Origin of the sequence: Pseudoalteromonas sp. M58 (assembly GCF_042604605.1) — a bacterium.
Taxonomy (GTDB): Bacteria; Pseudomonadota; Gammaproteobacteria; order Enterobacterales; family Alteromonadaceae; genus Pseudoalteromonas; species Pseudoalteromonas tetraodonis.
Genome location: NZ_CP152390.1, coordinates 1,136,188 through 1,150,359 on the forward strand (window position 1 = coordinate 1,136,188; position 14,172 = coordinate 1,150,359).

Sequence of the window (14,172 nt, forward strand, 5' to 3'; positions counted from 1 at the left end):
CATTTGGCGGCTTTTTGCGTTGTTAGTCTTTTAAGTTTATTTGCATTTGTTTTAAAGCGTTAATTTTATCTATCGCAACTTGCAGTTGTTCTTGTGAAAGCTTTTTTTGTCGGCCTTTAGCCAGTAATTCTTCAAGTTTTAATATTTTGGCTTGTGCAGCAATAACAAAACGTTGCTCTAGCTGTCTTTGCTGTTCAAGGTGGAAATCTTGATATGCCTGGTGATTATTGAAATCACCGCTGTACTGAGCAACTGGCTGAGTATTTTTTACTATGTTGGGTAAATAGGCAGGAGAGGTTATTGGTGGCAAAGGCTGAGGGCTCGTATTGTTAGTTGTAACCGTGTTTAATTGCATGCTTTTCAGCTCTTGGGTCATGTCAGCAGTAGTCAGCTCAAGTGACGTTATTTGCTTAACACTTTTAGCTTGGTTAAGGGAATCAATATTCTTTATCGTTGGTTTACTAGTATATTGAGTAAAAAGTGCGTACATACCAACACAAGCTACAACAACAGAAACGAAAACTTTTTTGCTCATAAAATTACTCCTGTCTTATTTTGCCACTTGAGCCAAGTATCCTCATACTGTTGTACCGCTTTTTGTTTTGCGATGGCCTTTGTTGCTTGGTATCGAACGGTTTCATCTTCTGGCGAAAAGTACTCAAACTGATGCTCATAACTGTGTATCACCACCCATTCACCACTGGGTGTACGTATAACAGGAGAAATAGTGTTTTCTTTAGTTGTGAACGCAAGTTGTACAACCCAGTTACTTTTGTTTTTACGGTTTAATTCACTGTTGTATTGAGTATATATATCTTGTTTTCCTGATATTACTAATGCTTGTTTTAGCGTTTTGTTACCGGCCAAGGTGCGAAAACCTACAGCATTGGCTCGATGAGCAAATTGAGCTCCATGGGCTTTTACGTGGCTTAAAAATTTAAACTGCGATTTATTGGCTTGATAAAACGCTTTAATTTCGTTTTTGTTTACTTGTTTCTCTAGTTTTTCAAGAACGGGGCTTTGCATATGCATCATTGTATTTATGCCTAGCCAGCTTTGAATGGAGGGGCGCAGAATATCTCCTTGAGCTATTTCATACAGATGTTCAATATCAATATTCTGTTTTGCCAAAATCGGTTTGGCTTTTGAAAACGCTATATTGAATTGCCGTTTTTTTATTAATTCACTTTTGAATAGTTCACTATCTCCTTTGTGGAGTTTAAAGCGTACCTGCATTGATAGTGAATCGACAAATTCATATAAATTAATAGCGTTATACAAAAGAGGGGTTAAATCAAACTGCTGCATTTTTTTGATGGCGCTTTGCACATACTGGCCATTTTTAGGGTAGGGCCCTAATGTGTGTTTAAGCCATTGGTTATCATAAATTTCAAGCTTTATCGGGCTTGACTGTGCGATTATAGCTAATTGTGAATCGAACAGATTTTTTAAGTAACGTTCAACATGGTATTGAGTACTAAAACCAACGGCAGATTGTCGTTTTATTATCGCAGGGGTTTTTAGCGCAGCTTGTTGTAATAAAAATTGATTCTCATACAGACGAGTTCTAACTTCATTGATTGTAATATCAGGGTTGTGCTTTAAATAAGCACGATGCATAAAGTTAATTTCATCACTGCTGTATTGTGTAAATGATGCCATTACTAGGGAGTGGTAAAACACACCTAGTAATGTAATCACTAAAATAGCCATTTTTTTCATTAGCGAGCAACCATGGCGTGGTTTAATAAGTGCACCACCATTGCTATTGCATGGGGCACGACCTGCTTAGCTATATTAAGGCGATCAAAATGATCTTCTGAGTTGAGTACAATCCCACCTTGTGCATAAGAAAATGAACCGCCTTGAGTTAATAATGGGCGAACATCTTGGCTATTTTTATCTAAAGGCGAGAACGTTTGCATTGCTTGAGTAACGAGTGATAAATCGTTGAGCTGCTCTTGGTCATAGTAATCGTTTACCCAACTTTCCCAACTAGAATGATTTAGATCTGATGTGGTCCATGTGTGGTGAGGTTGTAATAAATCAGTAGTATGAAATACAAACCCTAATACTTGGGGATTGCCGCTTTGTAAGTAACTTTGATACCAATATTGCCCTAAATTATCGATAGGTTGAAATGGCATTTCTTCAAAGTCATCGTACATAGAATAGGTTGAGTTGCTATCGATTCTGTAGTGAGATTCTGTTACACCATAACTGTTATATTTTGAAGAGTCGGCATTGAACCAACCTGTTTCTCCCCCTTTACCATCATCAAGATAGTCACCTTTAAGCCAAGCAGACGCAAGATTATCAATAGTTCCCCAAACGGTGAGCTTTTCATAATTATAACCACCAAAATCGTTTCCATGTTGGTCTGCACCTTGAGTATGATTTTGAAAATGCCAATAGCTTGTATATTTAACTATACTTTGCGCTGCTCCCCATACTGGCGCTTGAACACATGAACCTGTAATAGCACCACAGAAAAAGGTGTCTTCAAAGTCATCTACATCATAAGCAGCTTGTCCCAGCAGCTCGGCTAATTCAGAGATTGTCAGATTGTTTTGTGCAGCGTACTGACGTAGGGCAGCATATTCAGTACTCGTTGGGTGCTGCTGCATATAGTTAACAGCATCAAGAACAATACGTTTGTGAGTTTCTTGACTAAAAGCTTGAGCTTGGCTTGTACTCAGTAGTAAAAGTGTCGCTGCAATTAATTGTTTTTTCATTTTATTCTCATCATAGTCTGGAGTAAGAGATGCAATTAAAAAATAAGCTCATTACACTGACATGACAAATAGATTAAACATTTAATTAACAATATTACCTGTATTTGGTACTTTAATATTAACAATCAAGAATGCTGCCGTCAATTGACGGCATTTATATTTAAAGCTTTTCAATATTATTTAAATAGTTGTTAGCTTGCTCTAAAGTTTCTTGGCGCAATGATTCATCTTGTTTATCCCAATTGCGATAAACCATGCCTATCCGTGGATTTTTTTCAAGCCGCTCTCGGTGTGTTTGCATAAATTGCCAATAGAGGCTATTTAACGGGCAAGCGTCTTTTCCTACTTTTTCTTTCACCTTATATTGGCAGCTTTTACAGTAGTCGCTCATTTTATTTATATAGTTGCCGCTAGCCGCATAAGGCTTAGTAGCAATGATGCCATCGTCAGCAAATTGACTCATCCCTCGTGCGTTAGGCATTTCTACCCATTCAATAGCATCGATATAAACACCCAAATACCATTCATCCACTTCATCAGGGTTAATAGCGGTTAGTAAACAAAAATTACCTATTACCATTAAACGTTGAATATGATGGGCATACGCGCTGTCTAAGCTTTGTGTTAATGAGTGGCTTAAGCAGTTCATTTTTGTTTTACCATTCCAAAAATAACGTGGCAGTGCACGGGTTGCATTAAGCTGGTTTTTGTTAGCGTAATCGGGCATGTTTTTCCAATACACGCCACGCACATATTCGCGCCAACCTAGTACTTGGCGAATAAAGCCTTCAACCTGAGAAATAGATATTTCATCTTGGCGTTGTTGGTATTCTTTGACCACACGGTCGATAACATAGCGAGGGTGTAAAATTTTGGCATTTAACGCAAATGATAACCGGCTGTGATAAAAGGTATCTTTATCAGGGCATTGATCTGTCATCGCATCTTGAAATTGACCAAAGCGGGGAAGTAAATGTGCACAAAAGTGATCAAGTGCGCTTATTGCTTGTTTACGGGTTGTTGGCCAGCTTAATTGGGTTTCTATTTGCCCAAAGTATTTTATTTTATGTTTATCTAAACGCTCAATGATGGTGCTAACATCATTTTTAAATAACTTGGGTTTGGGGATATCGGCTAAATCGCTTTTTGAAAACTTATTACGGTTATTCGCATCAAAATTCCATTGACCGCCATGAGGTTTGTCATCGTCCATTAAAATATCAAACTGCTTACGCATTGCCCGATAAAAATGCTCCATAGTGACGTGTTTATCTTTTTTAAAGCGTTTGTCTATATCGTTAAATGCTAATAAAAAATGCTCGCTGTCACAGGCAGTCACAGCTAACTCGCTGTTAGTGGCAAAGTCGTGCAGTTGTGTTTTTAAACGGTACTCATCTGGGTATTGATATTCAATTGAGGTGCATTCATGCTGCTTAGCTAATCGAGTTAAAAGAGCGGGTAAGTTATCATCGTCTTTGGTGTCATCTAACGTTAAATGCAACACGTTAAAGCCGGCATCTTTTAAGGCGTTAGCGAAGTTTTCCATGGCTTTAAAAAAGGCTGATATTTTTTGCACGTGATGCTTTACGTACTGCGCTTCTTGCATGAGCTCGGCAATAACAAACACGGTGTCATCGGATTTATCTTTAAACCAAGAATGAGCGGGGTTTAGCTGGTCACCTAAAATTAGTTTTAAGGTTTTGAATTTTTTCATAATGAGCCAAAATTATTTTTATACGCTGTATTTTAAAAAGCGATCGATTTCTACATGTCGTTTTAATCATAGAGCAAAGCAATAAACAGCATTGCTTTTTTTATCAACTTATTACTTATTGTGGTTGCTAATTTAGGTGTACATCTTTATAATAGCGGCCATTGTTTAGTAGGTTATAAAATTTACTAACAGCGATATTAAGTTATTAACTTTTTATCTATTGGCGCGGGATGGAGCAGTCTGGTAGCTCGTCGGGCTCATAACCCGAAGGTCGTTGGTTCAAATCCGGCTCCCGCAACCAATCTTAATAGTAGGTTTATGCTTACTACTTTATATCGCGCATTCTAAGTAATGCGCGTTTTGCGTTTAAGCTAATGAAGTTTAATTTGGTCAGGGTACTGACTCGCAACCAAGCTAGGCCCTAGGCCACACAGTTTTGCGTTTTTTGGTGTGACGCCCCGCTTGGTTCGGGGCGTTGTTGTATCTGCACCGTTTGATTTAATGTTTATCGATTAAATCAAAATTTAAACTCAGTATTTTAGGGCTATAAGCCCTTTTTTTGTTTGTATGGAGGATTTTCGTGACAAAACTTGAACAAGATTTAGTAACCATGTTAACGCCTGCGGTAGAAATGTTAGGCTTTGAATTACATGGGCTTGAGTTTGTACAAGCGGGTCGCCATTCTACCTTAAGAGTATACATTGCTCATGAGGATGGGATTTCAGTTGACAACTGCGCAGATGCCAGTCGTCAAATTAGTGCGATTTTAGACGTCGAAGACCCGATTACAAACGAATATGATTTGGAAGTGTCGTCTCCTGGTGTTGATCGTCCATTATTCAAACAAGATCACTACGAGCAGGCGCAAGGAGAGGAAGTACGCGTGCGTACTAAGCTTCCACAAGACGGTCGCCGTAATTTTAAAGGCGACTTAATAGCAGTTAGCAGCGATATGATCACATTATCTAGCGATGGTGCAGAGCATTTAATCATGCTTAGTAACATTGAACGTGCGAACATAATCGCAAAGTTTTAATTCGAGTGCGAAGGAATAGGGCAAGCGAGGCATTACCCATGGCAAAAGAGATATTATTGGTTGCTGAAGCCGTTTCCAATGAGAAAGCGGTTCCAAAAGAAAAGATTTTTGAAGCTCTAGAGTTCGCATTAGCGACAGCGACAAAGAAAAAGCATGATGGTGAAATTGATGTACGTGTTGCAATTGACCGTAAAACTGGCGATTACGATACATTCCGTCGCTGGCAAATAGCTGAAGTATTAGAAGATGGTTCTTTAGAGAATCCATACAGCGAAATCACGTTAGAAGCTGCTCAAGTTGAAGAACCAGACTTGAAAATGGGCGACTACGTAGAAGAGCAGATTGAATCAATTAAATTTGACCGCATAACAACACAAATGGCTAAGCAAGTAATCGTACAAAAAGTACGTGAAGCAGAGCGTGCCTTAGTGGTTGAAGCGTACAAAGATCAGCAAGGCGAGCTAGTAACGGGTGTTGTTAAAAAAGCAACGCGTGATGCAATCGTACTTGATTTAGGTAATAACGCAGAAGCGGTTATTTACCGTGACGACATGCTGCCACGTGAAAACTTCCGCCCAGGCGATCGTATTCGTGGTCTTCTATATGAAGTTAAACCAGAAGCACGTGGTGCACAGTTATTTGTAACCCGTTCTAAACCAGAAATGCTGATGGAATTATTCCGCATTGAGGTGCCAGAAATTGGCGAAGAGATGATTGAATTACGTGCCGCAGCTCGTGATCCAGGTTCACGCGCTAAAATCGCAGTTAAGTCTAATGATAAGCGTATAGACCCTGTAGGTGCGTGTGTTGGTATGCGTGGCGCACGTGTTCAAGCGGTATCGTCAGAACTTGGCGGTGAGCGTGTTGATATCGTACTTTACGATGACAACCCAGCACAGTTTGTTATTAACGCAATGGCACCAGCAGAAGTGGCTTCAATCGTAATGGATGAAGACACTCACTCAATGGATATTGCTGTTGAAGCTGATAACTTAGCACAAGCTATTGGTCGTAATGGTCAAAACGTACGTTTAGCAAGCCAGTTAACTGGCTGGGAATTAAACGTAATGACCGTTGATGAAATGCGCGCTAAGAACGAAGCTGAGTCAGATAAGTTAATTAACTTATTTACTGAAAACTTAGATATTGATGACGAGTTTGCGTCATTACTTATCAACGAAGGTTTCTCAACACTTGAAGAGGTTGCGTATGTACCTGCTTCTGAGTTTTTAGAAATCGATGGCTTAGATGAAGAAACAGTGGACGTATTACGTTCACGTGCAAAAGATGCATTAACAACGAAAGCCCTTAAAACGGAAGAAAGCTTAGAAGGCGCTGAGCCTGCTGAAGACTTACTTGCGCTTGAAGGCTTAGAGCGTCATTTAGCATTTGTTATGGCAAGCAAGGGTGTAGTAACACTTGAAGACTTAGCTGAGCAAGGCATTGATGAGCTTGTAGATATTACAGAGCTATCTGCAGAGAAAGCGGGCGAGCTAATTATGGCTGCACGTAATATTTGTTGGTTTGCAGACGAGTAATTTATTAACGGAGGTATTAGAGACTATGGCAGAAGTAAATGTTGAAAAACTAGCCGGTGATATAGGTACAACTGTTGATAAATTGCTACAGCAGTTTTCACAAGCCGGTATTACTAAACAAGCAGGCGATAATGTAACAGAAGCTGAAAAAGCAACGTTACTTGATCACCTAAGCAAGCAACATGGCGGTACTGGATCTGAAGGTCCAGCGCGTATGACATTGCAACGTAAGAGCAAAAGCACATTAAGTGTGACTGGCTCTACGGGTAAAGCAAAGGCTGTGCAAGTTGAAGTTCGCAAAACCCGCACTTACGTGAAAAAAAGTGCTGTTGAGCAAGAGCAAGAACAGCAACGTCTAGCCGCTGAAGAAAAAGCGCGTCTTGAAGAGCAGCAAAAAGCTGAACAAGAAGCCGCAGAATTGAAAGCGAAACAAGAGGCAGAACGTAAAGCGAAAGAAGACGCTGATCGTAAAGCCAAAGAAGAAGCTAAACGCAAAGCAGATGCTGAGCGTAAAGCGAAACAACAGCAGATGACCCCTGAGCAAAGTGCTAAGTCTGAGAAAGATCGCATCGAAGCTGAGCGTCTGCAAAAAGAAGCAGAAGAGGCCGCATTGAAGAAAGCTGAAGAAGAAGCGAAACGTCAAGCAGAAGAGGCAAGAAAGCTAGCTGAAGAGAATTCAGCACGCTGGAAGAAAGAAGAAGAAGAACGTAAGAAACGCGAAGAAACCGCGGATCACCACCTTACGACTTCAACTTACGCACGTGAAGCAGAAGATGTAGCAGATGCTCGCGAAGAGCAAGGCTCACGCCGTGCGAAGAAAAAGAAAAAAGCGCCAGCAAAAGATAAATTTGCAGCGTCTAAAGGTAAAAAAGGTAAGCTAAAAGCGCCAGCGTCATTACAGCACGGTTTCCAAAAACCAACGGCTGATGTTAAAAACGAAGTGCGTATTAGTGAAACAATTACAGTTGCTGAGCTTGCGTCACGCATGGCTGTTAAAGGCGCTGAAGTTGTAAAAACAATGATGAAAATGGGTGACATGGTTACGATTAACCAAGTTATTGACCAAGAAACTGCGCAACTTGTTGCAGAAGAAATGGGCCATAAAGTTATCATCGTTAAAGAAAACGAATTAGAGCAAACAGTACTTAACGACCGCCATGAAGATGGTAAGTCTGAGCCTCGCGCTCCAGTAGTAACTGTTATGGGTCACGTTGACCACGGTAAAACGTCAACGCTTGATTACATTCGTTCAGCTAAAGTTGCTTCAGGCGAAGCCGGTGGTATTACGCAGCACATTGGTGCATACCACGTTGAAACTAACGGCAACATGATCACTTTCCTAGATACTCCGGGTCACGCCGCATTTACATCTATGCGTGCTCGTGGTGCAAAAGCGACTGATATCGTAATCCTAGTAGTTGCAGCCGATGATGGTGTAATGCCACAAACTAAAGAAGCGGTACAGCATGCTCGCGCAGCTGGCGTTCCTTTAATCATTGCTGTTAACAAAATGGATAAAGAAGGCGCAGATCCAGACCGTGTTAAAAACGAGCTAGCTCAGCTAGACGTTATCCCAGAAGATTGGGGCGGTGATACGCAATACGTTCACATCTCAGCTAAAACAGGTCTTGGTATTGATGACCTTTTAGAAGCAGTATTAATGCAATCTGAGCTGTTAGAACTAAATGCACCTAGCGAAGGTATGGCTGCAGGTGTTGTTATTGAATCACGTCTTGATAAAGGCCGTGGTCCAGTAGCGTCTATTCTTGTTCAATCAGGTACGCTTAACCAAGGTGACATTGTATTATGTGGTCTTGAGTATGGCCGTGTTCGTGCAATGCGCGATGAAAACGGTAAAGACATTAAATCTGCGGGTCCTTCTATCCCTGTTGAGATTTTAGGTCTTTCTGGTATTCCAGCTGCAGGTGATGAAGCGACAGTAGTTAAAGACGAGCGTAAAGCACGTGAAGTTGCACTTTACCGTCAAGGTAAATTCCGCGATGTTAAATTAGCGCGTCAGCAAAAAGCGAAGCTTGAAAACATGTTTACTAACATGACTGAAGGCGACGTGTCTGAAGTTAACGTGGTACTTAAAGCAGACGTTCAAGGTTCAATTGAAGCAATTTCAGACTCACTAACTAAACTTTCTACTGATGAAGTAAAAGTGAAGATTGTTGGTTCTGGTGTTGGTGGTATCACTGAAACAGATGCAACTCTTGCTGCAGCGTCTAACGCAATCGTAGTTGGCTTTAACGTTCGTGCCGATGCATCAGCGCGTAAAGTGATTGACTCTGAAAACTTAGACCTTCGTTACTACAGCGTAATTTACGCACTTATCGAAGAAGTTAAGCAAGCCATGTCTGGTATGCTTGCTCCTGAGTTTAAACAAGAGATCATTGGTCTTGCTGAAGTACGTGATGTATTTAAGTCTCCAAAAATTGGCGCAATTGCTGGTTGTATGGTTACTGAAGGTACTATCAAACGTAGCGCACCAATTCGTGTACTTCGTGATAACGTGGTTATTTACGAAGGTGAACTTGAGTCATTACGTCGCTTTAAAGATGACGTACAAGACGTTCGTAACGGCATGGAATGTGGTATCGGCGTTAAGAACTACAATGACGTTCGCGTTGGTGACCAAATCGAAGTATTTGAAACAGTTGAAGTACAACGTAGTCTTTAATTGTTGTTAGGTGGTGTTGGACATTCAAGGTTGTACCTCGATAGCCCAACATACCCTATGCTAAGATTTTAAATGGGGGCTCAGCCCCCATTTGTGTATCCATTATTTAGTTAACTTATTATTGTTTTTCAATAAGTTATAATTTTAGGAAAGTGAAATGAGAGAATTTTCTCGCACTGATCGTGTTGCTCAGCAAATTCAAAAAGAAATTGCTGTGATTCTACAACGCGAAATTAAAGATCCGCGCTTAGGCATGGTGACAGTGTCTGCGGTAGAAGTATCACGCGATTTATCTTATGCCAAAGTTTTTATCACGGTGTTTAACACTGAAGACGAAAATGCAGCAAAACAGAGTGCAAAAGTACTGAACGAAGCAACGGGCTATATCCGTTCGTTACTAGGTAAACGTATTCGCGCACGTATTATGCCAGAGCTTAAATTTGTGGTTGATAACTCATTAATGGAAGGGATGCGCATCTCTAACTTAGTGGACTCTATCATTCGTGAAGATAATGCTAAGCATGTTGATGATGAAACAGATAGCGAAGAAGGCACTAAAGACTAATGGCAAGACGCAGTAAAGGCCGTCCAGTTGATGGTATTTTGTTGTTAAACAAACCAGAAGGCATTTCATCAAACAAGGCATTACAGCAGGCAAAAGGTATTTATTTTGCGCAAAAAGCGGGGCACACAGGTGCGCTTGATCCGCTTGCGACCGGCATGCTGCCAATTTGTTTTGGTGAAGCGACTAAGTTTACCCAGTTTTTACTCGATACAGATAAAACCTATGTTGTTCGAGCTAAGCTAGGTGAACGTACTACCACATCAGACTCAGATGGCGAAGTGGTCGAAACTCGCGATGTGAATGTTACTTCCCAATTACTAAGCGAAGAGATTGCTAAGTTTTTAGGTGAGTCAGACCAATATCCATCAATGTATTCAGCGCTTAAATATGAAGGTAAACCTTTATATAAATATGCGCGTGAAGGCATAGAAGTTCCTCGCAAATGTCGAAAAATTAACGTATTTAGCTTAACGCTTGATGAGTTTGATGAGCAAGCTAACGAGATACAAATGACTGCACATGTATCTAAAGGTACGTATATTCGTACTATCGTTGATGACTTAGGTGAAAACTTAGGCTGCGGCGCGCATGTGATTATGCTGCATCGTAGTGCTGTTGGGCATTACCCTGCAGATAAAATGGTCACACTTGAGCAGTTAGAAGCGTTATTGAATCAAGCGAAAGAACAAGACGTTGCGCCTTCCACTTACCTTGACGAACTATTATTGCCAATGGATACCGCGTTAGTTGATTTACCCGTTGTGGAAATTACTAAAGAGCAGGGAATGGCATTTAGCCATGGTCAAGCTGTGGTGTTGGGTAAAGCCCTGCCTGAAGGTGCAATTAAAGTCCTGGCTGACGGAATTTTTATTGGTACGGGCGAACGTAATCCTGATGGCCATTTAAAATCAAAGCGCGGCTTGTCTAATCAGCAACCAGAGTAAAGTTTAACTTGTAGTTATGCTGATAATTGGTAGAATACGCCCGCTTAATCGTTTTGGCTGAATTAGTGATCGGCTAAAGCACCTATTAAATTTAACTTTTGGAGTTATTATGTCACTAAGCAATCAAGAAAAAATCGATATCATTGCTAAATTCGCACGCGCTGAAGGCGACACTGGTTCACCTGAAGTACAAGTAGCATTACTTACTTTTGATATCAACAAGCTTCAAGGTCACTTTGCTGATCACAAGCATGACTTCCACTCACGTCGTGGTCTGCTTCGTAAAGTAAGCACTCGCCGTAAACTGCTTGATTACCTTAAAGGTAAAGATATCTCGCGTTACACTGCGTTAATCAAAGAGCTTGGCCTACGTCGCTAAGAACTTGATTATCAAAAGGGGAGCTTTTTAGCTCCTTTTTTTGTGTCTGAATTTTCTCGTCTTCCCCAGTACTTCTTAGTAAACCCCTTGAAATATCGAATAAAAGCCATACTATTATCTTTCACAAAGCGAATGTTTTTGACATTGCTGCAAGCACTATTTTATCTCGGTGCTAAGCTCGCAATTTTACCTGACTTTGTTATATACTATGGCGCGTAGATAAAAAGGTTTATCTACGGTTATTTACATCATTGCCAATTGTAGTACTTAATTGATTTCCAACTGAATACAATTATGTACTGTAATTGGTACTTTGATGAAAACTTAATTAATACTAAAAATACATTTAAGGAATATTTTAAGTGCAAGCAATTATAAAAGAATTTCAACTAGGTCAACACACAGTGACGCTAGAAACAGGTGCTATCGCTCGTCAAGCAGACGGCGCAGTACTAGCAAGCATTGGCGACACGTCAGTACTCGTAACGGTTGTTGGTAAGCGTGAAGCTCAACCAGGCCAAGACTTTTTCCCACTAACAGTTAACTACCAAGAGCGTATGTACGCTGCAGGTCGTATCCCAGGTGGTTTCCTTAAGCGTGAAGGTCGTCCTAACGATGGCGAAACGCTAATTGCACGTCTTATTGACCGTCCAATTCGTCCACTTTTTCCAAATGGTTTCGTAAACGAAGTACAAGTTATCGCGACGGTTGTTTCTGTAAACCCTGAAATCCAACCTGATATGGTTGCGATGATTGGTACATCAGCAGCACTTGCTATCTCTGGTATTCCGTTCAGCGGTCCAATTGGTGCATCACGTGTTGGTTACATCAACGGTGAATACGTACTTAACCCAACACTAAAAGAGCTTGAAGAAAGCCAACTTGATTTAGTTGTTGCTGGTACTGATAACGCCGTACTTATGGTTGAATCAGAAGCAGACGTACTTGCTGAAGACGTAATGCTAGGCGCAGTTGTATACGGCCATGAGCAATCACAGTCTATCATCAAGGCAATCAACGAATTTAAAGCAGAAGCAGGCAAGCCTACTTGGGATTGGACTGCACCTGAGAAAAACGTTGCATTAGAAGAGAAAGTAGCAACACTTGCTGCTGATAAAGTAGGCGAAGCTTACCGTATTACTGATAAAGTAGCGCGTAAAGAAGCATTAACTGCAGCAAAAGATGCCGTAGTTGAAGCGCTTACTAGCGAACTTGCTGAAGGCGAAACGCTTGATAAGCAAGAAGTAGGTAAAGTATTCGGTTCACTTGAGAAGAAAATCGTTCGAGGCCGTATCGCTGCTGGCGAAAAACGTATCGATGGTCGTGAACCAGATATGATCCGTGCACTAGATGTAATGACTGGCGTACTTCCACGTACTCACGGTTCTGCAATCTTTACACGTGGTGAAACGCAAGCATTAGTAACAGCAACACTTGGTACAGAACGTGACTCACAGTTAATCGATGATTTAACTGGCACGCACAAAAACCACTTTATGCTTAACTACAACTTCCCTCCATTCTGTGTAGGTGAAACGGGTTTTGTAGGTTCTCCTAAGCGTCGTGAAATCGGCCACGGTAACCTAGCTAAGCGTGGTATCCAAGCTGTAATGCCAACATTAACTGAGTTCCCTTACTCAATTCGTGTTGTATCTGAAATCACTGAATCAAATGGTTCATCTTCAATGGCATCGGTTTGTGGTACGTCTCTAGCGCTTATGAACGCGGGTGTACCAATTAAAGCCTCTGTTGCGGGTATCGCGATGGGCCTAGTTAAAGAAGAAGAAAACTTTGTAGTACTTTCAGATATCTTAGGTGATGAAGATCACTTAGGTGACATGGACTTTAAAGTAGCGGGTACAACTAACGGTATCACTGCACTACAAATGGATATCAAGATTGAAGGTATCACGCAAGAAATCATGCAAATCGCGCTTAAGCAAGCTAAAGCAGCTCGTTTACACATTCTAGGTGTGATGGACGAAGCGATTTCTGCACCTTCTGAAGAGTTATCTATGTTTGCTCCGCGTATTTACACGATGCAAATCCCACAGAAGAAAATTGCTGAAGTAATCGGTAAAGGTGGCGCAACTATTCGTCAACTTACTGAAGAAACAGGTACTACGATTGAAATCGGTGATGATGGCACAATCAAAATTGCTGCTACAGACGGTGAAAGTGCAGCAAATGCAATTAGCCGTATTGAGCAATTAACTGCTGAGCTTGAAGTTGGTACTATCTACGAAGGTAAAGTTGTACGTATCGTTGACTTCGGTGCGTTTGTAAATATTCTTCCTGGTAAAGATGGCCTAGTGCATATCTCACAAATCAGCACAGAGCGTGTTAACAACGTTGCTGATCACCTTAGTGAAGGTCAAGAAGTTAAAGTTAAAGTACTAGAAGTAGACCGCCAAGGCCGTGTACGTCTAAGTATTAAAGAAGCAATGGAATCAGCAGCACCTGCAGCTGACGAGTCTAAAGACGCGTAATTGCTAATCTTTCATCCAGATAATTACTGGATAGTATAAAAGGGGGCTGTTTAGCCCCTTTTTTTATGCTTTAATGTTAGCAACCTATT

At 40.9% G+C, this 14,172-nt stretch carries 11 protein-coding genes and 1 tRNA gene; 8 read left to right on the top strand and 4 right to left on the bottom strand.

Translation table 11 applies throughout. From position 1 onward, the window contains the following. Positions 1-22: 22 nt before the first annotated feature. From AAGD16_RS05255 to AAGD16_RS05270, 4 genes are all read right to left on the bottom strand, one after another. Entirely contained in the window at positions 23-535 is a 513-nt protein-coding gene (locus AAGD16_RS05255) for a hypothetical protein (RefSeq protein WP_377114092.1), read from the bottom strand. After that, the gene (locus tag AAGD16_RS05260) at positions 532-1,722 is read right to left on the bottom strand and encodes a peptidyl-prolyl cis-trans isomerase (RefSeq protein WP_377114095.1); all 1,191 of its coding nucleotides are present in this window, start codon (positions 1,720-1,722) and stop codon (positions 532-534) included. Before AAGD16_RS05260 ends, AAGD16_RS05255 begins: the two co-directional genes overlap by 4 nt. Beyond that, positions 1,722-2,735 carry a phospholipase gene (locus AAGD16_RS05265; RefSeq protein WP_377114098.1) on the bottom strand — a complete coding sequence of 338 codons (1,014 nt, stop codon included), beginning with the start codon at positions 2,733-2,735 and terminating at the stop codon, positions 1,722-1,724. The genes AAGD16_RS05260 and AAGD16_RS05265 overlap by 1 nt, the downstream gene beginning before the upstream one ends. 160 nt (positions 2,736-2,895) lie before the next feature. Continuing rightward, the gene (locus AAGD16_RS05270; RefSeq protein WP_377114101.1) at positions 2,896-4,449 is read right to left on the bottom strand and encodes a cryptochrome/photolyase family protein; all 1,554 of its coding nucleotides are present in this window, start codon (positions 4,447-4,449) and stop codon (positions 2,896-2,898) included. Between the two features lie 224 nt (positions 4,450-4,673). On the opposite strand from AAGD16_RS05270, the gene AAGD16_RS05275 reads away from it, so the two are divergent. The 8 genes from AAGD16_RS05275 (at position 4,674) to pnp (ending at position 14,083) form a co-directional block, all read left to right on the top strand. Then, a tRNA-Met gene (locus tag AAGD16_RS05275) sits at positions 4,674-4,750 on the top strand. A gap of 279 nt (positions 4,751-5,029) precedes the next feature. Continuing rightward, the gene (gene rimP, locus AAGD16_RS05280; protein WP_008114543.1) at positions 5,030-5,485 is read left to right on the top strand and encodes a ribosome maturation factor RimP; all 456 of its coding nucleotides are present in this window, start codon (positions 5,030-5,032) and stop codon (positions 5,483-5,485) included. Positions 5,486-5,523: 38 nt separating this feature from the next. After that, entirely contained in the window at positions 5,524-7,023 is a 1,500-nt protein-coding gene (gene nusA, locus AAGD16_RS05285) for a transcription termination factor NusA (RefSeq protein ID WP_010391392.1), read from the top strand. Between the two features lie 25 nt (positions 7,024-7,048). Continuing rightward, positions 7,049-9,706, top strand: a complete 2,658-nt coding sequence (gene infB, locus AAGD16_RS05290) for a translation initiation factor IF-2 (RefSeq protein WP_054202155.1) — start codon at positions 7,049-7,051, stop codon at positions 9,704-9,706. Positions 9,707-9,863: 157 nt separating this feature from the next. After that, the gene (rbfA, locus tag AAGD16_RS05295; RefSeq protein WP_008467148.1) at positions 9,864-10,271 is read left to right on the top strand and encodes a 30S ribosome-binding factor RbfA; all 408 of its coding nucleotides are present in this window, start codon (positions 9,864-9,866) and stop codon (positions 10,269-10,271) included. Next, positions 10,271-11,215, top strand: coding sequence for a tRNA pseudouridine(55) synthase TruB (gene truB, locus AAGD16_RS05300; RefSeq protein WP_054202156.1), 945 nt, complete (start codon positions 10,271-10,273; stop codon positions 11,213-11,215). The genes rbfA and truB overlap by 1 nt, the downstream gene beginning before the upstream one ends. Positions 11,216-11,324: 109 nt before the next feature. Continuing rightward, positions 11,325-11,594 (top strand): 30S ribosomal protein S15, encoded by a 270-nt coding sequence (rpsO, locus tag AAGD16_RS05305; RefSeq protein WP_006793376.1) that lies wholly within the window; start codon positions 11,325-11,327, stop codon positions 11,592-11,594. 362 nt (positions 11,595-11,956) lie between these two features. Then, on the top strand, positions 11,957-14,083 hold the full coding sequence (pnp, locus tag AAGD16_RS05310; protein WP_013464538.1) for a polyribonucleotide nucleotidyltransferase: 2,127 nt from the start codon (positions 11,957-11,959) through the stop codon (positions 14,081-14,083). Positions 14,084-14,172 lie beyond the last annotated feature (89 nt).

What these genes read in the sequence shown, in the direction of transcription:
- AAGD16_RS05255 (WP_377114092.1), bottom strand. Translation starts at nt 535, where the DNA reads ATGAGCAAAAAAGTTTTCGTTTCTGTTGTTGTAGCTTGTGTTGGTATG.
- AAGD16_RS05260 (WP_377114095.1), bottom strand. Translation starts at nt 1,722, where the DNA reads ATGAAAAAAATGGCTATTTTAGTGATTACATTACTAGGTGTGTTTTAC.
- AAGD16_RS05265 (WP_377114098.1), bottom strand. Translation starts at nt 2,735, where the DNA reads ATGAAAAAACAATTAATTGCAGCGACACTTTTACTACTGAGTACAAGC.
- AAGD16_RS05270 (WP_377114101.1), bottom strand. Translation starts at nt 4,449, where the DNA reads ATGAAAAAATTCAAAACCTTAAAACTAATTTTAGGTGACCAGCTAAAC.
- nusA (WP_010391392.1), top strand. Translation starts at nt 5,524, where the DNA reads ATGGCAAAAGAGATATTATTGGTTGCTGAAGCCGTTTCCAATGAGAAA.
- infB (WP_054202155.1), top strand. Translation starts at nt 7,049, where the DNA reads ATGGCAGAAGTAAATGTTGAAAAACTAGCCGGTGATATAGGTACAACT.
- rbfA (WP_008467148.1), top strand. Translation starts at nt 9,864, where the DNA reads ATGAGAGAATTTTCTCGCACTGATCGTGTTGCTCAGCAAATTCAAAAA.
- truB (WP_054202156.1), top strand. Translation starts at nt 10,271, where the DNA reads ATGGCAAGACGCAGTAAAGGCCGTCCAGTTGATGGTATTTTGTTGTTA.
- rpsO (WP_006793376.1), top strand. Translation starts at nt 11,325, where the DNA reads ATGTCACTAAGCAATCAAGAAAAAATCGATATCATTGCTAAATTCGCA.